Source organism: Nonomuraea montanisoli, from assembly GCF_013363975.1.
Taxonomy (GTDB): domain Bacteria; phylum Actinomycetota; class Actinomycetes; order Streptosporangiales; family Streptosporangiaceae; genus Nonomuraea; species Nonomuraea montanisoli.
The window spans coordinates 536,141-555,729 of the sequence record NZ_JABWGN010000001.1 but is presented as its reverse complement, the minus strand read 5'-3'; the positions used below and the strand labels follow the sequence as shown (position 1 = coordinate 555,729).

The 19,589-nt window shown below is 71.2% G+C and carries 16 protein-coding genes; 12 read left to right on the top strand and 4 right to left on the bottom strand.

Translation table 11 applies throughout. The features are described 5' to 3' along the window. Positions 1 to 61: 61 nt before the first annotated feature. Positions 62 to 1,375, top strand: a complete 1,314-nt coding sequence (locus HTZ77_RS02445; protein ID WP_175587740.1) for a hemolysin family protein — start codon at positions 62 to 64, stop codon at positions 1,373 to 1,375. Between the two features lie 14 nt (positions 1,376 to 1,389). Continuing rightward, positions 1,390 to 2,394, top strand: coding sequence for a tryptophan--tRNA ligase (trpS, locus tag HTZ77_RS02440; RefSeq protein ID WP_175587739.1), 1,005 nt, complete (start codon positions 1,390 to 1,392; stop codon positions 2,392 to 2,394). A gap of 136 nt (positions 2,395 to 2,530) precedes the next feature. Here the strand turns inward: trpS and HTZ77_RS02435 are convergent, their stop codons facing one another. After that, positions 2,531 to 3,037: a MarR family winged helix-turn-helix transcriptional regulator gene (locus tag HTZ77_RS02435; protein WP_175587738.1), complete on the bottom strand. Its 507-nt coding sequence runs from the start codon at positions 3,035 to 3,037 to the stop codon at positions 2,531 to 2,533. 60 nt (positions 3,038 to 3,097) lie between these two features. Between HTZ77_RS02435 and HTZ77_RS02430 the strand changes: the two genes are divergently transcribed. Next, positions 3,098 to 4,378, top strand: coding sequence for an amidohydrolase family protein (locus tag HTZ77_RS02430; RefSeq protein WP_175587737.1), 1,281 nt, complete (start codon positions 3,098 to 3,100; stop codon positions 4,376 to 4,378). A gap of 217 nt (positions 4,379 to 4,595) precedes the next feature. Continuing rightward, positions 4,596 to 5,543, top strand: a complete 948-nt coding sequence (locus tag HTZ77_RS02425; RefSeq protein WP_175587736.1) for a YihY/virulence factor BrkB family protein — start codon at positions 4,596 to 4,598, stop codon at positions 5,541 to 5,543. 47 nt (positions 5,544 to 5,590) lie between these two features. On the opposite strand, the gene HTZ77_RS02420 is transcribed toward HTZ77_RS02425, so the two are convergent. Continuing rightward, positions 5,591 to 6,763, bottom strand: coding sequence for a D-alanyl-D-alanine carboxypeptidase family protein (locus HTZ77_RS02420; RefSeq protein ID WP_175587735.1), 1,173 nt, complete (start codon positions 6,761 to 6,763; stop codon positions 5,591 to 5,593). Positions 6,764 to 6,847: 84 nt separating this feature from the next. Between HTZ77_RS02420 and HTZ77_RS48650 the strand changes: the two genes are divergently transcribed. Next, positions 6,848 to 7,099, top strand: coding sequence for an SCO4848 family membrane protein (locus HTZ77_RS48650; protein WP_407940468.1), 252 nt, complete (start codon positions 6,848 to 6,850; stop codon positions 7,097 to 7,099). Here the strand turns inward: HTZ77_RS48650 and HTZ77_RS02415 are convergent. Continuing rightward, positions 7,011 to 8,378, bottom strand: a complete 1,368-nt coding sequence (locus HTZ77_RS02415) for a peptide ligase PGM1-related protein (protein WP_235994129.1) — start codon at positions 8,376 to 8,378, stop codon at positions 7,011 to 7,013. The two genes, HTZ77_RS48650 and HTZ77_RS02415, sit on opposite strands and share 89 nt — an antisense overlap. Positions 8,379 to 8,932: 554 nt before the next feature. Between HTZ77_RS02415 and HTZ77_RS02410 the strand changes: the two genes are divergently transcribed. Then, positions 8,933 to 10,162 carry a M20 family metallopeptidase gene (locus HTZ77_RS02410; RefSeq protein ID WP_175587733.1) on the top strand — a complete coding sequence of 410 codons (1,230 nt, stop codon included), beginning with the start codon at positions 8,933 to 8,935 and terminating at the stop codon, positions 10,160 to 10,162. Positions 10,163 to 10,200: 38 nt separating this feature from the next. Here HTZ77_RS02410 and HTZ77_RS02405 read toward each other — a convergent pair whose 3' ends face one another. Beyond that, positions 10,201 to 12,156, bottom strand: coding sequence for a Xaa-Pro dipeptidyl-peptidase (locus HTZ77_RS02405; protein ID WP_175587732.1), 1,956 nt, complete (start codon positions 12,154 to 12,156; stop codon positions 10,201 to 10,203). A gap of 289 nt (positions 12,157 to 12,445) precedes the next feature. Between HTZ77_RS02405 and HTZ77_RS02400 the strand changes: the two genes are divergently transcribed. The 6 genes from HTZ77_RS02400 to HTZ77_RS02375 all read left to right on the top strand — a co-directional run bounded on the left by HTZ77_RS02400 (position 12,446) and on the right by HTZ77_RS02375 (position 19,399). Then, complete coding sequence (locus HTZ77_RS02400; protein ID WP_175587731.1) at positions 12,446 to 13,519, top strand: BMP family lipoprotein; 1,074 nt, start codon at positions 12,446 to 12,448, stop codon at positions 13,517 to 13,519. A 139-nt stretch (positions 13,520 to 13,658) separates the two neighbouring features. Continuing rightward, on the top strand, positions 13,659 to 15,284 hold the full coding sequence (locus tag HTZ77_RS02395) for an ABC transporter ATP-binding protein (protein ID WP_175587730.1): 1,626 nt from the start codon (positions 13,659 to 13,661) through the stop codon (positions 15,282 to 15,284). Next, the gene (locus HTZ77_RS02390) at positions 15,284 to 16,423 is read left to right on the top strand and encodes an ABC transporter permease (protein WP_175587729.1); all 1,140 of its coding nucleotides are present in this window, start codon (positions 15,284 to 15,286) and stop codon (positions 16,421 to 16,423) included. The genes HTZ77_RS02395 and HTZ77_RS02390 overlap by 1 nt, the downstream gene beginning before the upstream one ends. Continuing rightward, positions 16,420 to 17,718: an ABC transporter permease gene (locus HTZ77_RS02385; protein WP_175587728.1), complete on the top strand. Its 1,299-nt coding sequence runs from the start codon at positions 16,420 to 16,422 to the stop codon at positions 17,716 to 17,718. The genes HTZ77_RS02390 and HTZ77_RS02385 overlap by 4 nt, the downstream gene beginning before the upstream one ends. Next, entirely contained in the window at positions 17,718 to 18,125 is a 408-nt protein-coding gene (locus tag HTZ77_RS02380) for a cytidine deaminase (RefSeq protein WP_175587727.1), read from the top strand. Before HTZ77_RS02385 ends, HTZ77_RS02380 begins: the two co-directional genes overlap by 1 nt. Further along, complete coding sequence (locus HTZ77_RS02375) at positions 18,125 to 19,399, top strand: thymidine phosphorylase (protein ID WP_175587726.1); 1,275 nt, start codon at positions 18,125 to 18,127, stop codon at positions 19,397 to 19,399. The genes HTZ77_RS02380 and HTZ77_RS02375 overlap by 1 nt, the downstream gene beginning before the upstream one ends. Positions 19,400 to 19,589 lie beyond the last annotated feature (190 nt).

Below are 19,589 nucleotides of genomic sequence, written 5' to 3'. Positions count from 1 at the left end.
ATTATGTACGGCTTGCCGTTCAGCATACGCCCCAAAGGCGTTGAGTACGCTGCCAACCACCATGTTTGACACCGTCGTCGCGAACATCGCCCTCGTCCTGGTCTTCATTCTCGTGGGCGGCTTCTTCGCGGCCGCGGAGATGGCGATGGTCAGCCTGCGCGAGAGCCAGGTGCGCAAGCTCGCCGACCGGGGCCGCCGCGGCGAGCGGGTTGCCAAGCTGGCCCGCGACCCCAACCGCTTCCTGTCGGCCGTGCAGATCGGCGTGACCGTGGCCACCATGCTCTCGGCCGCGTTCGGCGCCGACCGGCTCGGCATGCAGCTCGTGCCGGTCCTCAGGGGCTGGGGCGTGCCGCCCGCCGTCGCCCCGGTGCTCGCGCTGGTGCTCGTCACGCTGGCCATCTCGTACGTGTCGCTGGTGCTCGGCGAGCTGGCCCCCAAGCGCCTGGCCCTGCAGCGGGCCGAGGGCCTGTCGCTGTTCGTCGCGCCCTTCCTCGACTCGATCGCCACCCTGTCGCGGCCGGTCATCTGGGCGCTGTCGAAGTCCACGGACGGCGTGGTGAAGCTGCTCGGCGGCAACCCGCAGGCCGACCGGGAGGAGGTCACCACCGAGGAGCTGCGCGACATGGTCGTCGGCCACACGGACCTGACCGCCGACGAGCGCCACCTCATCGCCGAGGTGTTCGCCGCGGGCAAGCGCCAGGTGCGCGAGGTGATGCTGCCCCGGACCGAGGTGGAGTTCATGGAGGCCGACACGCCGCTGGCCGAGGCGGCCGTGCTCGCCGCCGGCATGCCCCACTCGCGCTTCCCGGTCTACCGCGAGTCGTACGACGAGGTCATCGGGTTCGTCCACGTCCGCGACCTGCTGGACCCGGTGCTGACCGGCCGCGTGGAGCCGATCAGCGAGCTCGTCCCGATCAGGCCGGTCAAGTACGTGCCCGCCTCCAAGCGCGTCCTCACCACGCTGTCGGAGATGCGCGACGAGGGCCATCACCTGGCCATCGTGATCGACGAGTACGGCGGCACGGCCGGCATCGTCACCCTGGAGGACCTGGTCGAGGAGCTCATCGGCGACATCAGGGATGAGTACGACATCGAGGACGACACCGTGGTCCTCCCGGCCGGCGAGATCGAGATCGACGGCCTGACCAACCTCAACGACTTCGCCGCCGAGACCGGCATCAAGCTGCCCGACGGGCCGTACGAGACGCTCGGCGGCTTCGTCATGGCGATGCTCGGCCACGTCCCCGACGTGGGCGAGACCGTGGAGATCCCCGGGTTCGAGCTCACCGTGACCGAGCTGGACGGGCGGCGTGTCGCCCGGGTGAGAGTGAAACGCGGTCCGGCCGTCGAGTCGCCGCCCGACCCGGATTCCTGACACAATTGTGTGCCATGGCCAGACCTCGTGTTCTTTCCGGCATCCAGCCCACCGCGGACTCCTTCCACCTGGGCAACTACCTGGGTGCGGTCCGCCAGTGGGTCCCGATGCAGGAGACCCACGACGCCTTCTACTGCGTGGTCGACCTGCACGCCATCACCGTGCCGACCGAGCCGGCCGACCTGCGCCGCCGCACCCGCGTGGCCGCCGCGCAGCTCTTCGCCGCCGGGCTCGACCCGGAGCGCTCCACGGTCTTCGTGCAGTCGCACGTGCGCCAGCACAGCGAGCTGGCCTGGATCCTCATCTGCCTGACCGGCATGGGCGAGGCCGGCCGGATGACGCAGTTCAAGGACAAGGCCGCCAAGTTCGGCGAGAGCGCCGCCAGCGTCGGGCTGTTCACCTACCCGATCCTGCAGGCCGCCGACATCCTGCTCTACCAGGCCGACAGCGTCCCGGTGGGCGCCGACCAGAAGCAGCACCTGGAGCTCACCCGCGACCTGGCGCAGCGCTTCAACCACCGCTACGGCGAGCTGTTCACGCTCCCCGCTCCGTACATCCCGAAGGAGGTCGAGAAGATCACCGACCTCCAGGACCCGACGGCCAAGATGTCCAAGTCGTCCTCCAGCCCGGCGGGCATCCTCGACCTGCTCGACCAGCCCGGTCCGCTGCGCAAGAAGGTCATGCGCGCGGTCACCGACACCGGCTCCGAGGTGCTGTTCGACGAGGAGAACAAGCCCGGCGTGTCCAACCTGCTGCGCATCCAGTCGGCGCTGACCGGCACGCCCATCCCCGAGCTGGTCGCCCGCTACGCGGGTCAGGGCTACGGCACCTTCAAGAAGGACGTGGCCGAGGCCGTGGTCGAGACGTTCACGCCGATCCGCGAGCGCACCGAGAAGCTGCTGGCCGACGAGGCCGAGCTCGACCGCCTGCTGGCGATCGGCGGTCAGCGTGCGCGCGAGGTCGCCGAGGAGACGATGGAGCAGGTCCGCGACAAGGTCGGCTTCCTGGCGAGCCTCTGACCCGAGCCTCCGAGCACCGCACACGGCGAGCTCGGAGCACGCACATGGCGCGCCTCCGGGCGCGCGGACGGCGGGCCTCCGGGCACCGCACACGGCGTCCGGCTCCTGATCGAGCCGGGCGCCGTCGCGCGTTCCGTCAGCGGATCCTGCGGCGGCCGACCGCCACGAGGATCTCGCGCAGGGCGTCCGCGGCCCGCCGCACCGTCTCCTCGGGGACGCCCGCCATCACCTCGCTGTTGGCCTTGCCCGCGAGGTCCAGCGCGGTGTTGGCCACCTTCAGCCCCTCGGGGGTCAGCCGCACCCACCTGCTGCGGGCGTCGCCGGGATCGGCGGCGCGCTCGACGTAGCCGGCGGCCGTCAGGCGCTGGAGCACGTTGCTGGTGCCGCCGGAGGTGAGGAAGAGCGACTTGGACAGCTCGCTCGGCTTCATGGCGTGCGGGGGCTCCGCGCGGGCCAGCGCGGCGAGGATGTCGAACTCGGCGTAGGTGAGGCCCAGCCCGGCCAGCTCGGCCTTGATGGCCTCCTGGAAGAGCATGTCGAGGCGGGACGCCCGCTTGCTGAGCTCCAGCCCGGCGATGAGGCCCGACGGCATGCCGGAGTCGCGCCAGCGCGGGACGAGCCCGTCCACCTCGTCGTTCTTCATGGAACGAGGATACTTGTCGCCAGATTGCTTTTCCAAAAGCTATTCACTAAGCTTTTTTGCATGCAAACTCTGATCAAGAACGGGATCGTCGTCGACACCGAGCCGCAGCCGGTGGTCATCGGCCGGGCCGACGTGCGGATCGAGGATGGCCGGATCGCGGAGGTCGGCCCTGACCTGACCGCCCCGGACGGCGCCGAGGTCATCGACGCGTCCCGGCACATCGTCATGCCCGGTTTCGTCGACTCCCACCGTCACACCTGGCAGGCCGCCATCCGGACGACCACCGCCGACCTCGCGTTCGCCGGCTACGCGGAGCGCATCTTCGGGCAGCTCGGCCCCGCCTTCCAGCCGGAGGACGTCCTCGCCGGCAACCTCGCCGGAGCCCTGGAGAGCCTCGACGCCGGCGTCACCACGCTGCTCGACTGGTCGCACATCCAGCATTCGCCCGAGCACACCGACGCCGCCGTGGAGGCGCTGCGCGCCTCGGGCATCCGGGCCGTCTTCGGCTACTGCCACCAGGGGCCGCTCTCCGAGCTGGCCAGGGAGACCCGGCGCGTCCGCGACGCCTACTTCTCCTCCGCCGGCCTGGTGAGCATGGCCTTCGCCGCGCTCGGGCCGGAGATCGCGCCCGAGGAGCAGGCGCTGGCGGAGCTGGAGACGGCCCGCGAGCTGGACCTGCCCGTCACCGTCCACCTCGGCGGCCAGGGGCCGGACAGCGCCACCAAGGGGCTCGCCTTCCTGGAGTCCCGCGGGTTCCTCACGCCCGGAATGACGTTCATCCACGCCAACCACTACTCCGACGAGCAGTTCAAGGTCATCGCCGGAACGGGGGGCGGCGTGTCCGTCTCGCCCGTCGACGAGATGACGCTCGGCATGGGCTACCCCGTGACCGGGCGGGCGCAGGCCGCCGGCATGCCCGTCTCGTTCAGCGCCGACACGGTGACGTGCGCTCCCGGCGACATGTTCAGCCTCATGCGGACCGCGTACACGCTGGAGCGCGGCCGGCCGGACGGCGTCGGGCTCGGCTTCACCACCCGCGACGTGCTGCGCATGGCGACCATCGACGGCGCCCGGGTGGTCGGGCTCGGCGACGTGACCGGGTCGCTGCGGCCGGGCAAGCAGGCCGACCTCGTGCTGCTCGGCACGGACTCCCTCGGCCTGGCCGCCTCGTACGACCCGATCGCCGCGATCGTGCTCAACGCCGACACGAGCGCCGTGGACACCGTGCTGGTCGGCGGGCGCGTCGTCAAGCGCGACGGGCGGCTCGTGGGCCAGAACGTGCCGGCGGCGCTCGACGCGCTGGCCGCCGCCGCCGGCCGGGTCACCGCCGCGCTCGTCTGAGCCGCCGCGCTCGCCTGAGCCGCCGCGCGCCCAAGCTGCCGCGCTCACCTGAGCCCCCGCGCCCGCCCGGACCTCCGAGTCTCCGCGTTCGCCCGAGCCACGCCCTTCGAGCGGCGGAAACCGTCTCTGAGCGGCGGAAATCGTGGCCTGATGCGAGACTTGACCGGCCGGTGCGGGGCAGGAGCCACTGGCCGAGGCGAAAGGTGGCGCGAGAGCGATGGGCCTGTCCGAGCGGATCGAGGCGGTGAAGGCGCGCGGGCGCCGTCTCAGGGATCACTGGCGAGTCCGCAGGCCGTTCATCGACCATTGGATCAGGACCGTGCAGCGCTACCAGTTCCAGTCGGGCGACCGGCTGGCCGGCGCGGTCACGTACTTCGCGTTCCTGTCGTTCTTCCCGCTCGTGGCGCTCGGCTTCGCCGTCTTCGGCTACATCCTGGCCAACGACGAGGCCGCCATGAAGGCGCTGAGCAAGGCCATCGAGGAGCAGCTTCCCGGCATCGCCGACCAGATCGACGTCCAGGGCATCGCCACGGCCAAGGCGACCGCCGGGATCATCGGTCTGCTGGGCCTGCTCTACGCCGGGCTCGGCGCGGTGGACGCGCTGCGCGGGGCGTTGCGGGAGATGTCGATGACCACGGCGCCGCCGCTGGACTACTTCCGCGGCAAGCTGCGCGACCTCGTCACGCTCGTCCTGCTGGGCGCGGCGCTGCTGGCCTCCGTCCTGGTCACCGGGTTCGCCACCCAGGCCACCACCTGGGTGGTGCGCTTCCTCGGCCTGGACGACACGCCGCTGAACAACGCCGGACTGTTCCTGACCGGCCTCGGGGCCAGCCTGGTCGCCGACTGGCTGCTGTTCGTCATCGTGCTCGGCTGGGTGGCCAAGCCGACCCAGCCGTTCCGGGTGGTCGCCAAGGGCGCGCTGCTCGGGGCGGTTGGTCTCGGGCTGCTCAAGCAGGCGGCCGGGCTGCTGCTGAGCCACACGCTCAACAACCCGCTGTACGGGGCGTTCGCCGTCATGGTGGGCCTGCTGCTGTGGATCAACTTCTCGGCCAGGCTCATCCTGTACGTCGCCGCGTGGACGGCCACGGCCGGGCTCGGCCCGCCGCCCGCGCCGTCGCCGATCCCGTCGAACGGCTCCTCGGCGGGCCTGCCGTCACAGGCTTGACCGGTCGCCGGGCGTCAGGGGCCGCCCGGGGACCAGGAGCCCGGCCGTCAGAGGCGTGACCGCCTGCGCCACAGGCCGAAGCCGAGCCAGCACAATCCGAACAGCAGCCCGCCGCCGATCACGAGCAGGCCGGTGCGCCGGCTGGAGTCGGTCTGCGCGGCGGCGGCCGCGCCGAGCAGCGACGTGGAGGGCCGGGCGCTCGCCGAGACGCCCGGGGCGGGCGCCGCCTGCTGCTCGCGCACCGGCACGGCCGCGGGCAGCGGATCGACCAGCCGCCCGACGGGTGTCACCTTGCCCCGGTTGGCGAACCCCCAGTCGAGCAGCCCGGCCACCTCCTCCCAGAAGTAGCCCTCGTGCCGCATGATCGCCACGATGATCGTGTGGCCGTCGCGGGTGGCCGCGCCGACGAAGCTGCCGAGCGCCTTGGACGTCCAGCCGTTCTTGACGCCGATCATGCCCTTGTAGCGCCACAGCAGCTTGTTGTGGTTGCTGATCTCGTAGTAGTCCTTCGGCGCCGGGAACCTGGCGACCTTCGTGCTCACGTACCGCCGGAACTCGGGGCTGGCCAGGCCGGCGCGGGCGATGAGCGTGAGGTCGTAGGCCGAGCTGCTCTGGCCCGGCTGGTCGAGGCCGCTCGGCGTCCGGGCCACGGTGTCGTTGGCCTGGAGGTGTCTGGCCTCGGCGTTCATGTCGCGCAGCGTCTTCTGCAGGCCGCCGTTGGCCTCGGCCAGCGCCATCGCCGCGTCGTTGCCGGACGACATCAGCAGCGCCTTGAACAGGTCGTCCACCTTGTAGATCGGCTTGGTGGTCAGGCCGACCGCGCTGCCCTCCTGGTTGACGGCCACGCTGCTGGGCCGGACCGTCCTGTTCTTGTCGAGCAGCGGGATGAGGGTCACGGCGGTCAGGATCTTGAGGGTGCTGGCCGGGAGGTACCTGCCGTGGGGATTCTTCGCCGCGAGCACCTCGCCGGTGTCGGCGTCGGCGATCACGTACGAGGTCGCCTTGGTCTTGGGCGGCTCCTTGACGCCGTCGGGCGCCACCATGCCGTGGCGGACCAGCCGTTCGCCCCCGATCGGCTCCGGCACCGCCGGTGAGCTCGCGGTGGGCATGGCGGGCGTCGCCGGTGAGGCGCTGACGGGTGACGTCGGTGAGGCGTGGGCGGTCCCGGTGAGCGTGACCGCGGCGAGGAGTGCCGTGGCAGGCACCAGTTTCGTCCACATGGCGATCTCAGAGTAGCTTCGAGTTCTTGCGCATGTGCCGACACATTCCCCGGGGGGTCCTGCCTCGATACTAGAGGGGTGGGTATGTCGCGAAAGATCGCCGGATTCCTCATTCTTCTCGGGATTTTCATGATCTTTGAGTGGGTGAATCTGGGGTTTAACCTGGCCGACGGGCATCCGACCGCGTTCTACGTGGTGCACGGCATTCTGATCGCCGTCAACCTCGTCCTCGGTGCCGTCGTCGGCGTCATCGGCTGGAAGGCGCTCCGCAGAGGGCGAGACGGGTCAGACGATGAAGCTCGTCGGCCTCCTCGCGCGAGTCGCCGATCGAGGTGAAGCCCAGCTTCCCGTGCTCCGGGATCGCGCCCAGCAGGTGGAAGACGTTCCCCTTGCGGGCCGCGTGGTCGAAGCCGAGGCCGAGTCGCTCGGCCATCCGGGTCACTTCGCCGGGGGAGCGTCCGCGCAGGCAGGACGACGAGCAGTTGTCGGTGGCGGTGTAGTACTTGGGCCGGCCGTCGGCCATGAGCAGCCCGGTGTCCGGGTCGTAGGTGGCACCGGTGGTCAGGACCGCGGCGCCGAACGGGTGGGTCGTGCCGCCGATGCGCAGGTTGATCTCGCACAGCAGCGCGGCGTAGCCGGCGTCGGCCTTGAGCGCGAAGAAGTCCATGCCGAACAGCCCGACCACGCCCCGCTGGGCCAGGATGGCGGCGATCCGGGCGGCCGACGCCCCGACCTCGGCCCGGTACTCCGGGGCGGCGGGGAACGTGCAGCCCTGGTAGACGTCGTTGTTCGCGCCGCCGAGCACCTGGTCGTGCGTCGCCACGACGTCGTGGTGGCCGCCCGGCGTGATCCGGGCCAGCGCGCTCGGGTAGTACAGCGGCCGGTGCTCGATGAACTCCTCGACCACCGCGCCCCGTTCGAAGATCTTCGCGGAGAAGGTGTCCCAGGTCTCGCCGTCGGCGGAGAAGCTGAAGCGGGAGGCGCCGGACTTGCTGACGATGGCGTTGCCGAGGCCGGAGTAGCCGTCGTTCAGCTTGACGATGACGCGCTCGCCCGGCAGCGCGTCGATGGCGTCCTGGATCTCCGCCTGGGTGCGCAGGTCGCCGAAGCCGCGCGCCATGGGCACGCCCGCCTCCTGGCCGACCTCGCGCGAGCCGCTCTTGGAGCCGTAGTGGGCGAGCGCGGTGGCCGGTCCGTAGAGGGGCACGCCGAGTGACGAGGCGAGCTCCTCCTCCAGCTCGCTCAGGACGAACGGGACCATCCAGGCGTCCTCGCCGTCGATGGCCGCGCGGACCTGCTCGATCATCTCGGGCCGGGCGAGCAGGCTCCGGGTGAGCGGCTGGGTGCGGGGGTCGTCGAGGCTGATGAGCGTGAGCCGCTTGGCAGCGTCCTCGGGGTCCGGCAGGAAGCCGAAGTAGTAGTCGACGATCTCCTGGTCGATGGGCATGGAGGAGAGGTAGACCACCTTGACCCCGGGCTCGCGGAGGCTGAGGAGGAGGAAGAGCAGGCGCTCCTCGTAGCACCTCGCGGCCGTGATGCGGCGCAGCTCGTCCTGCGGAAGGGAGAGCGAGGGCACGACCACCAGGGTCCCCTCGCTCGGCTCGAAGATGCTCAACCGTGCATACTTCTCCCCGAACGGGATTTTAGTGATCATATTGCGAGTGAAGCACGCATTATTCGCGAAAGCAGCCGTCGCCGCAGTGTCATGACCATGACAGAAGGTGACAGGATTCGGAATCGGGCAGCATGTTTGAAAGTGGTGTCAACGGGTCACCATCTAATGATCCGTTGTGACTATTTCAAGGTCACTTGCCCCCTCACAAACGGTGATGGCACCGGGTTACGGGCATGCCGTCGGCTAATTTTTGGGGTAGTTGTCCGCGGGACGGTACGCGGGAGCGATAAAGTCGAAGCATCGCCATCGGGTTCACGGTCACCCGCCGTGGTCCCGGGCTGTCGCGGTTGCCCTCCACACGGAGTCCTCCGGCCGCGCCCGTTGCCGACGACCCCTGGCACAGCCTCGGGGGGCCGGCTTTCGATCCGCCGGGTCGCTGCCCTGACCGGACAGCGGCCTTCGTGAGACCAGACGGGACTGTAACGACATTTGACGATATGAGCCGTGGGCGTGGGGCAGTAGACATCCCACGGCATGGGACGGGACGGTGACTGATGCGGGGACGTGAGCTGCGAGGAGAACTCGACGCGTTCCTGGGCGAGCACGAGCACGACCTGGTGGAGTTCCGGCGCGACCTCCACCGGCACCCCGAGCTGGCCTTCGCCGAGTACCGCACGACGCAGCGCATCGCCGACCGGCTCACCGCCGCCGGCCTCATCCCGTCCGTGCTCCCGCGCGGCACCGGCCTGATCTGCGACGTCGGCAGCGGCGACGGCCCCACTGTCGCGCTCCGCGCCGACATCGACGCCCTCGGGCTCCAGGACGAGAAGGACGTGTCCTACCGCTCGACCGTCCCGGGCTCCTGCCACGCGTGCGGCCACGACGTCCACACCACGATCCTGCTCGGCACCTCGCTCTTCCTCGCCCAGCAGGCCGCCGCGGGGCTGCTGCCCGGCCGCGTGCGGCTGATCTTCCAGCCCGCCGAGGAGTTGCCCGGCGGTGCGCTGGAGGTCATGGCCCACGGCGGCATCACCGGTGTCGACCGCATCTTCGGCCTGCACTGCGACCCCCGCCTCGACGTCGGCCACGTGGGCCTCAAGCCCGGCCCCATCACCTCCGCCTGCGACAAGCTCGTCGTGCGCGTCTCCGGCCCCGGCGGCCACACCGCCCGCCCCCACCTGACCGCCGACCTCGTCTTCGCGCTGGCCAAGGTGCTCACCGAGCTGCCCGCCGCCCTGTCGCGCCGCGTCGACCCGCGCAGCTCGCTCAGCCTCGTCTGGGGCAAGGTCGAGGCCGGGTCGGCCGCCAACGCCATCCCCGACGACGGCGTCGCCGAGGGCACCGTGCGCTGCCTCGACGAGAACGCCTGGCACGCCGCCCCCGACCTGATCAAGGCCCTGCTCGACTCCGTCGCCGGCGCGTACGGCATCGAGGCGCAGATGGAGTACGTCCGCGGCGTCCCGCCGGTCGTCAACGACGAGATGAGCGTCGAGATGCTCGCCGAGGCCGCCCAGCGGGCCCTCGGTCCCGGCTCCGTCGCCCCCACCCAGCAGTCGCTCGGCGGCGAGGACTTCGCCTGGTACCTGGAGTCGGTCCCCGGCGCGTTCGCCCGCCTCGGCACCCGCACCGTGGGCGGCGAGACCTACGACATCCACCAGGGCACCTTCGACGTCGACGAGTCGGCGATCGGCATGGGCGTGCGGCTCATGGCCGCCACCGCGCTGACGGCCCTGTGGGAGTCCCGCCCGGTCACCGTCACCGACCCGATCACCTCGCTGGCCTGATCCTCGACCCCGGCGCGACGCGCCGGGGTCGACGCGCGTCACAGGAAGGGCAGGATCGAGGCCGGCAGCGTGAAGGTGGAGCGCGACGGGGCGAGCGTGATCCTGGTGCCCTCCGGGTAGCGGAGCGTGAAGTCGCGGTCCGTCGACAGGATGACCAGCCCCAGCCGGTGCCCCTTCTTGAAGACGTGGTCGGTCGCCTGGAGGTCCCACCGGAAGGCGTACTCCCGGCCCGGCCTCAGCGGCTCGGTCACGTCGGGGCGGTGCCGGTTGCGGGTGTCCAGCCAGCCCCGGGAGACGATCATGTACGGGGTGGTCGCGGTGCCGAGCGTCCGCAGGGTCGTGCAGCCCGTGTCGCCGGGCACCCCCTGCCCGTAGCAGAGCGTCTCGCCGGTCGGCACCAGCGTCCCGGTGGGCCGCACGTCCGTGCCGTAGTCCACCAGCAGCGCCGTCAGGTACGGCGACGGGCCGCCCGACAGCGAGGCCGTGACCGCCACGGACGGCGTGCCGGAGACCCGCACGTCGGCCGGGAGCGGCGCGGTGAGGTAGGCCAGGCGGTTCGGGTCGGGCGCGGGCGCCGACTCGGCGAGCTGCTCGGCCGTCCGCGTCTTCTGGTCCGTGAACGCCTCCCTGGAGATCCCCGCCCGGCCCATCCCCGCCTGGGGCGTCAGCCCGAGCCGGCCGCCCGTGCCGAGGTGCAGCCGCACCGGCGTCGTGCCGGGCACGGGCCACGACCGGTAGCGCTGCCAGGTGCCCGGCGCGGTCTCCACGTCGGCCTGCGGCTCGCGCATGACCCCGTTGTCCAGGCCGTACAGCCAGTGGTCGAACCAGCCGTGGAGCTGCCGCAGCCATTCGACGGTGCGCAGGTTGAAGGGGTTCATGTGCGTGCCCTGGTGCAGCCAGATCCTGCGCGGCACGTCCCGCCTGGACAGGGCCCGCCACCACTGGGCGAACTGCCCGGTCTTGACGTTCCAGTCGTTGAGCCCGTGGACCAGGAAGACGCTGGCGCGCACCTTGTCCACGTCGCGCAGGTAGTCGCGGGCGTCCCAGAAGCGGTTGTAGTCGCCGCTGATCCGGTCCTGCTCGGCAGTGATGCGCTCGACGAGCGGGCCGCACACGCGCTGCCCGTCGGCCCTGGTGAGCACGTACTTCGCGAGCACGTCCGCGTCCTCGCCCTGGAAGCCGCCGGGCGCGACCACGCCGCCGCCCGAGCGGTAGTAGTCGTACCAGGAGGAGATCGAGGCGATCGGCACGATCGTCTCCAGGCCCTCGACGCCGGTGGAGGCCACCGCGTTGGCCAGCGTGCCGTTGTACGAGACGCCGATCATGCCCACCTTGCCGGTGGCCCACGAGGCGGCGACGGGCTCGCCCTCGGCGGTGAAGCCCCTGGCCCGGCCGTTCAGCCAGTCGATCGCGGCCTTGGGGCCGGCGGTCTCGTTGCGGTCGCCGGTGGTCGGGCAGCCGGTGGCGCGCCCGCTGCCGAGATTCTCCACCAGCGCGATCGCGTAGCCGCGGGGCACGAAGTAGTTGTCGTAGTAGCCGTCGAACGGCTCGGCGAGCAGCTTGTCCGCGCCGCGGGCGCGCAGGGTGGGCAGGGGGTTGCCGTCGGCGTCGACGTCCACGACGTGGTTGGCCACGTCGTTGCCGCCCGCGTAGTACGGGCTCGACTCCATGATCACCGGAACCTTGAGCCCCTGGTCGGTCTCCTTGGGGCGCAGGATGTCCACGGCGACGCGGTCCGGCGCGCCGTCGCCGTCGCTGTCGGTGCCCGCCACCTCGACGTACACGGTCTGCTTGATCGCCTCGGCCCGGGAGAAGACCGGCTGCGTGGCGCCGTCGGCCACGAGCGGCCGCGTGGCGTCGGCCATGAGCAGCTGTGTGGCGTTCGCCACGAGCGGCCGCGTGGCGTCCGCCACCGCCGGCGGGCCCCACGCGAGCGCGAGCGGGAGCGCGAGCAGGACGGACAGGGGCACGGCGAGGACCTTGCGAGGGCGCATCAGCTCTCCAGACGACCATTCCACCTTTGATCGAATCTCTGCCATGATCGGAGCGGGGGCAAGGGCCCCTCCCTGGTCAAAGTCCGGCAAAGGTTGCCGAGGGCTCCTTTGGCGTCCCTGTCTTCGCAGATCAGGTCACGGACGCGAGAGATGTCGATAACGGAGCGGTTGCGACCCCGGGTGCCGGTTTGGACCCTCCTGACCGAGCAACTATCTTCCGTTTGAGTTGCCGTACTTTTCTTCGCGCCTGCGATGAAGTCTGACGGCGGGTAATTGGAAGGGAGTCGACTTGCTCGGCAAGCGATTCGGCAGGATGGCGGTCGGCACGGTGGCCGGCGCCATGCTCATGGCAGCGGCGGCCTGCGGCGGCAACAGCGGCGGGGACACCTCGGCCAGCGCCCAGCCCAGCGCGGGCGCCAGCAGCGACGCGCCCAAGGCGGGCGCGCTCAAGGTCGGTCTCGCGTTCGACGTCGGCGGGCGCGGCGACAAGTCCTTCAACGACGCCGCGTACACCGGCCTGGAGAAGGCCAAGGCCGAACTCGGCGCGGACATCAAGGACCTGAGCCCGGCCGCCGACGGCTCCAACCGCGGTGAGCTGCTGCGCCAGCTCGCGGACGCCGGCTACAACCCGATCATCGGGGTCGGCTTCGCCTACGGCGAGGACATCAAGAAGACCGCCGAGGAGTACCCCGACATCCAGTTCGCGGTGGTCGACTCCGCCTCCAACGCCCCGAACGTGACGGGTCTGCAGTTCGCCGAGGAGCAGGGCTCCTACCTGGCGGGCGTCGCCGCGGCGCTGAAGGCCAAGAGCGGCCACGTCGGCTTCGTCGGCGGCGTCGAGAACGACCTGATCAAGAAGTTCGAGGCGGGCTTCGTGGCCGGCGTGAAGTCGGTCAAGAAGGACGCCAAGATCGACGTCAAGTACCTCACGCCCGACGGCGACTTCAGCGGCTTCAAGGCCCCCGACAAGGGCAAGGTCGCGGCCGAGAAGATGTACCAGGACGGCGCCGACATCGTCTACCACGCCGCCGGTGACTCCGGCCTCGGCGTGTTCCAGGCGGCCGCCGCGGCCAAGAAGCAGGCCATCGGCGTCGACGCCGACCAGCGCCAGACCATCAAGGAGACCGACCTGCAGTCGGTCATCATGACCTCGATGCTCAAGCGCGTGGACGTCGGCGTGTTCGAGTTCATCAAGGCGTTCCAGGGTGGCGCCAAGGGCGGCAGCAACACCGTCTACGACCTCAAGGTCGACGGCGTGGGCCTGGCCACCACCGGTGGCGAGATCGACGACATCAAGGACAAGCTCGACGCCGCCAAGAAGGACATCGTCGACGGCAAGATCACCGTTCCGGCCAAGCCGTAACGGGTGACAGGGACAACGACCGAGGGCCCGGAGTCCGTACCCCGGGCCTTCGGTCTATTGCGCCCGCTCCACCCGGGCCGGAGGCGCGGGAGCGGACCAGCGACCCGGAGCGGAGCGAATGAGGAACGGTGAGCGACCAATGAACGCCGACGCCCCCGCCACGGCGCGACCCGCCGTCGAGCTGGAGGGCATCACCAAGCGATTTCCCGGCGTCGTCGCCAACCACGACATCCGCATCACCGTCGAACCCGGCACGGTGCATGCGATCGTCGGGGAGAACGGCGCGGGCAAGTCGACGCTGATGAAGATCCTCTACGGCATGCAGAAGCCGGACGAGGGCACCATCAGGATCAACGGCACCGAGGTGTCGTTCCGCACGCCCAGCGACGCGATCGCGGCGGGCATCGGCATGGTGCACCAGCACTTCATGCTGGCCGACAACTTCACCGTGCTGGAGAACGTCGTCCTCGGCGCGGAGCCGAAGAAGGCCGGCGCCCTCGACACCGCCCGGGCGCGCGCCCGCATCGAGGAGCTGTCGTCCACCCACGGCCTGCAGGTCGACCCCGACCGGCTGGTCGAGGACCTCGGCGTCGGCGACCGGCAGCGCGTGGAGATCCTCAAGGTCCTCTACCGGGGCGCCCGCATCCTCATCCTCGACGAGCCCACCGCGGTCCTCGTGCCGCAGGAGGTGGACGAGCTCTTCGAGAACCTGCGCGAGCTCAAGGCGGGCGGCCTGACCGTCATCTTCATCTCGCACAAGCTGGACGAGGTGCTCAGCATCGCCGACGCGATCACCGTGATCCGGCGCGGCACCACGGTCGCCAGCGTCGACCCGCGCGAGGTCACCGCCCGGCAGCTCGCCGAGCTGATGGTCGGCAGCGAGCTGCCCACGCCCGAGACCCGCGAGTCCACGGTCACCGACACCGTGGCCCTGAGCGTGTCGGGGCTGACCATGGAGGCCGACGGGTTCCGGTCGCTGCCGAAGGGCACCCCGATCGCCGAGTACACGGCGGGCCTGCGGGCCGAGGGCCGGCGGCTGCTGCTCGACGACGTGTCGTTCGACATCCACCGGGGCGAGATCCTCGGCATCGCGGGCGTCGAGGGCAACGGCCAGAGCGAGCTGATCGAGGCGATCATGGGCATGCGGCCCGTGCACGGCTCCGTGGAGCTCGCCGGCGCCGACATCAGCTCCTGGAGCACGCTGAAGCGGCGCGAGGCCGGCATCGGCTACATCCCCGAGGACCGCCACCGGCAGGGGCTCCTGCTGGAGGCGTCGCTGTGGGAGAACCGCGTCCTCGGCCACCAGACCCGCAAGCCGTCCCGCAGCGGCGTCTGGATCGACCGGCGCGCCGCCAAGGCCGACACCCAGCGCATCATCGAGGAGTACGACGTCCGCACCCCGGGCGTCGACACCCTCGCCCTGGCCCTGTCGGGCGGCAACCAGCAGAAGCTCATCGTCGGCCGCGAGATGAGCGGCGAGCCGGTGTTCCTCATCGCCGCCCACCCCACGCGCGGCGTCGACGTGGGCGCCCAGGCGGCCATCTGGGACCACCTGCGCGCCGCCCGCGCCGCCGGGCTGGCGGTGCTGCTCATCTCGGCCGACCTGGACGAGCTGATCGGCCTGTCCGACACCCTGCACGTGATCTACCGGGGACGGCTCGTCGCCCGGCTCGACCCGTCCGACGTGACCCCCGAACGGCTGGGCGGCTACATGACCGGCGCGATCAGCGGCTCCACCGCCGAGCCTGCCGGGGAGGAGGCGTAATGCCCGCGGGGCTCTACCGGGCGCTGCTCACCGTCGCAGGCGCCGCCATCGCGATCGTGCTGGCGGTGGCCATCTCCAGCGTCGCGATCATCGCGGCGGGCGCCAGCCCGGAGGCGGCGTTCGCGGCGCTGTTCAACTTCGGCGAGACCGAGCGCGCGGTGGTGAACGGCATCACCACCATGATCAACCGCTCGGTCCCGCTGTTCATCGCGGGCCTGGCCGTGGCGGTCGGTTTCCGGATGAACCTCTTCAACATCGGCGTCGAGGGCCAGTACCGGATCGCGGCGATCTGCGCCGCGTTCGTCGGCGCCCAGTTCTCGCTGCCCGCCCCGATCCAGATCCTCGTGATCATCGTGGTCGCGGCGGCCGTCGGCGGCCTGTACGCGCTGATCCCGGCGGTCATGAAGGTCACCCGGGGCGTGAACGAGGTCATCGCGACCATCATGCTCAACTACATCGCCATCAACCTGGCGGCGTTCCTCGTGCGCGGTCCGTTCACCGGCGAGCGCGCCAAGGGCCAGCTCACCACGAGCACGCCCACGCTGCCCGAGTCGGCCTGGTTCCCCAACCTCAACGGCCTCTTCGAGATGTTCGGGCTGCCCGCGCCGCGCGGCGGCGGCCTGTGGGGCTTCCTCGTCGTGGCGGTCCTGCTCGGCGTGGCCGTCTGGGTGCTGCTGGAGCGGACCAAGTTCGGCTTCGAGGTCAAGGCCAGCGGCCTCAACCCGATGGCCGCGCTGGCCTCGGGCGTCAAGCCGAAGAAGATGGTCATCGCCGCGATGGTGCTGTCCGGCGCGATCGCGGGCCTGATCGGGCTGCCGGAGATCCTCGGCGACAAGCACAACTTCGGCTCGAACTTCACGCCCGGCCTCGGCTTCCTCGGCATCGCCGTCGCCCTGCTCGGCCGCAACCGGCCGGCGGGCATCGCGGTCGCCGCGCTGCTGTTCGGCTTCCTCGACCGGGCGCAGGGGCCGCTGCAGTTCGCCAACGTGCCGCCCTCGGTCATCGCGATCATGCAGGGCGCGATCGTGCTCCTGGTGGTCGTCGCCAACGAGATCACCAGCAGGATGGCGCTGCGGCGCGAGGAACGGCGGGCCGCGCGGCAGCTCGGCAGGAACACTCCGGTTGAGGTGGCAGCATGACGACCGTCGCGGGCTCGACCCGGATCCGCAAATACCACCTGGCGCTCATCGGCGTCGCCGTCCTCGTCCTGCTCCTGTCGCTCGTCCGGGTGATCTCCGGGGAGAACGACCTCACCTCCTCCGGCACGTTCGCCGCCGCGCTGATGCTGGCGGTGCCGATCGGACTGGCCGGTCTCGGCGGCCTGTGGGCCGAGCGGGCCGGCGTGGTCAACATCGGCCTCGAAGGCATGATGGTGCTCGGCACCTGGTTCGCCGGCTGGGCGGGCTACCAGTGGGGGCCGTGGGCCGCGCTGATCGCCGGTCTGCTCGCGGGCGCGCTCGGCGGGCTCATCCACGCGGTCGCGACCATCACCTTCGGCGTCGACCACATCATCAGCGGCGTCGCCATCAACCTGCTCGGCCCCGGCATCACCCGCTTCCTGTCGGAGGTCCTCTACAAGGAGGGCACCCCGGCCGCCGCGGCGGGCGCCGGCATCACCACCTCACCCCCGCTGTCGTCGCAGGCGCCCACGCCCAGCCTGCCGCTGCTGTCCTCCGGCCCCGACTGGCTGGGCGGCCTGGAGCGCACCCACTGGTTCCTCGTGGCGGACGTGGCGGGCATCCTGCGCGGGCTGACGCACAATGTGAACGTGCTGGTCATCCTGGCCGTGCTGCTGCTGCCGCTGACGTTCTTCGTGCTCTGGCGCACGGCCTTCGGCCTGCGGCTGCGCTCGGCGGGCGAGAACCCGTGGGCGGCCGAGTCGCTGGGCGTCAACGTCTACCGCATCAAGTACGTCGCGGTCGTCATCTCCGGCGCCTTCGCCGGCCTCGGCGGCGTCTTCCTGGTCTTCATCAGCACGAAGTACGTCGAGGGCCAGACCCAGGGGCGCGGCTTCATCGGCCTGGCCGCCATGATCTTCGGCAACTGGCGGCCCGGCGGGCTCACGGCCGGCGCCGCGCTGTTCGGCTACGCCGAGGGCCTGAAGCTGCGCAGCTCGGAGGCCGTCACGTCGATCCTGCTGTTCGCCGCCATCCTGCTGCTGATCTACGTCGGCATGCGGATCGTGGCCATGCTGGCACCGGCCCAGACCGAGGTGGCCGTCACCCGGACTCCCAAGCAGTACACGGTGCTGGCCGCCGCCGCCGTGGGCGCGCTCGCGCTCCTGTGGCTCTGGATCGTGGTCGACAAGCTGCCGAACGAGTTCGTCTTCATCACACCACACGTGCTCACGCTGCTCGTGCTCCTGGTCGCCTCGCAGCGGCTGCGGATGCCCAAGGCCGACGGCGTGCGCTACCGCCGGGGGGAGCAACACTGATGGGCACCGACACGAGCGTCGACTGGGACGGGCTGCGGGCCGCCGCCACGGAGGCCATGCACGGGGCGTACGCGCCGTACTCCAAGTTCCCCGTCGGGGCCGCCGCGCTGGTCGACGACGGCCGCGTCGTGACCGGCTGCAACGTGGAGAACGCCTCCTACGGGCTCGGCCTGTGCGCCGAGTGCGGCCTGGTGTCGGCGCTGCACGCCACGGGCGGCGGCCGGCTGGTGGCCTTCACCTGCGTGGACGGCCACGGCGAGCTGCTGATGCCGTGCGGGCGCTGCCGGCAGTTGCTGTTCGAGTTCGGCGGCGAGGACCTGCTGGTGGAGACCGTGGACGGACCCAAGCCGATGGCCGCGATCCTGCCGTACGCGTTCGGCCCCGACGACCTGTCGCGGAGCGCCTGATGGACGCCATCGAGGTCATCGTCGCCAAGCGCGACGGCCGCGAGCTGACGACGGACCGGATCGACTGGGTCATCGACGCCTACACCCGCGGCGAGGTCGCCGACGAGCAGATGTCGGCCCTGGCCATGGCGATCCTGCTCAACGGCATGAACCGCGGGGAGATCGCGGCCTGGACCCAGGCCATGATCCGCTCGGGCGAGCGCATGGACTGGTCCGGCCTCGACCGGCCGACCGCCGACAAGCACTCGACCGGCGGCGTCGGCGACAAGATCACGCTGCCGCTGGCGCCGCTCGTGGCCGCGTGCGGCGCCTACGTGCCGCAGCTCTCGGGCCGCGGCCTCGGCCACACCGGCGGCACGCTCGACAAGCTGGAGTCGATCCCCGGCTGGCGGGCCTCGCTGTCCAACGACGAGATGCTGGACGTCCTGCGCTCGGCGGGCGCGGTGGTGTGCGCGGCGGGCTCCGGCCTGGCGCCCGCCGACAAGAAGCTGTACGCGCTGCGCGACGTCACCGGCACGGTCGAGTCGATCCCGCTCATCGCCTCGTCCATCATGTCCAAGAAGATCGCCGAGGGCACGGGCTCGCTGGTGCTCGACGTCAAGGTCGGCTCCGGGGCGTTCATGAAGACCGTGGAGCGGGCCCGCGAGCTGGCCGAGACGATGGTCGCGCTCGGCACCGACGCGGGCGTGCGCACGGTGGCGCTGCTCACGGCCATGGACCGGCCGCTCGGGCTGGCCGTGGGCAACGCCCTGGAGGTCGAGGAGTCGGTCGAGGTGCTCGCCGGCGGCGGGCCGTCCGACGTGGTGGAGCTCACCGTACGGCTGGCGCGGGAGATGCTGGAGGCCGCCGGGATCGCCGGCAAGGACCCCGAGCAGGCGCTCAAGGACGGCTCGGCGATGGACCACTGGCGCCGCATGATCGCCGCCCAGGGCGGCGACCCCGACGCGCCGCTGCCCCGCGCGGCCGAGACCATGACCGTCGCGGCCCCCGCGTCGGGCGTGCTGGCCGGTCTCGACGCCTACGCGGTCGGCCTGGCCGCCTGGCGGCTCGGCGCGGGCCGGGCCCGCAAGGAGGACCCGGTGTCGTTCGGCGCCGGCGTCACCCTGCACGCCAAGCCGGGTGACGTGGTCCGCGAGGGGCAGCCGCTCATGACGCTGCACGCGGACGAGCCCGCCCGCTTCGAGCGGGCGCTGGAGGCCCTGGAGGGCGGCTACGAGGTCGGCCCGGCGGCGGGGGAGCACCTGTCGCTGGTCATCGACCGCATCACGGCGTAGCGCCCGGCGACGCTCACGAGCCCGTGCGAGACCTCTCGCACGGGCTCCGCCGTGTCCGGGGACCCGGCGCCCCGGGCGACGGGACGCCTGGCTACCGGGCGCCTGGCGGCGCGGGCAGGGCGCGTCCGGCTTCGGGGACGCGAGCGACGGCTCAGGCGACGGGGCGGGCGCGTCGGCTCAGGCGACGGGG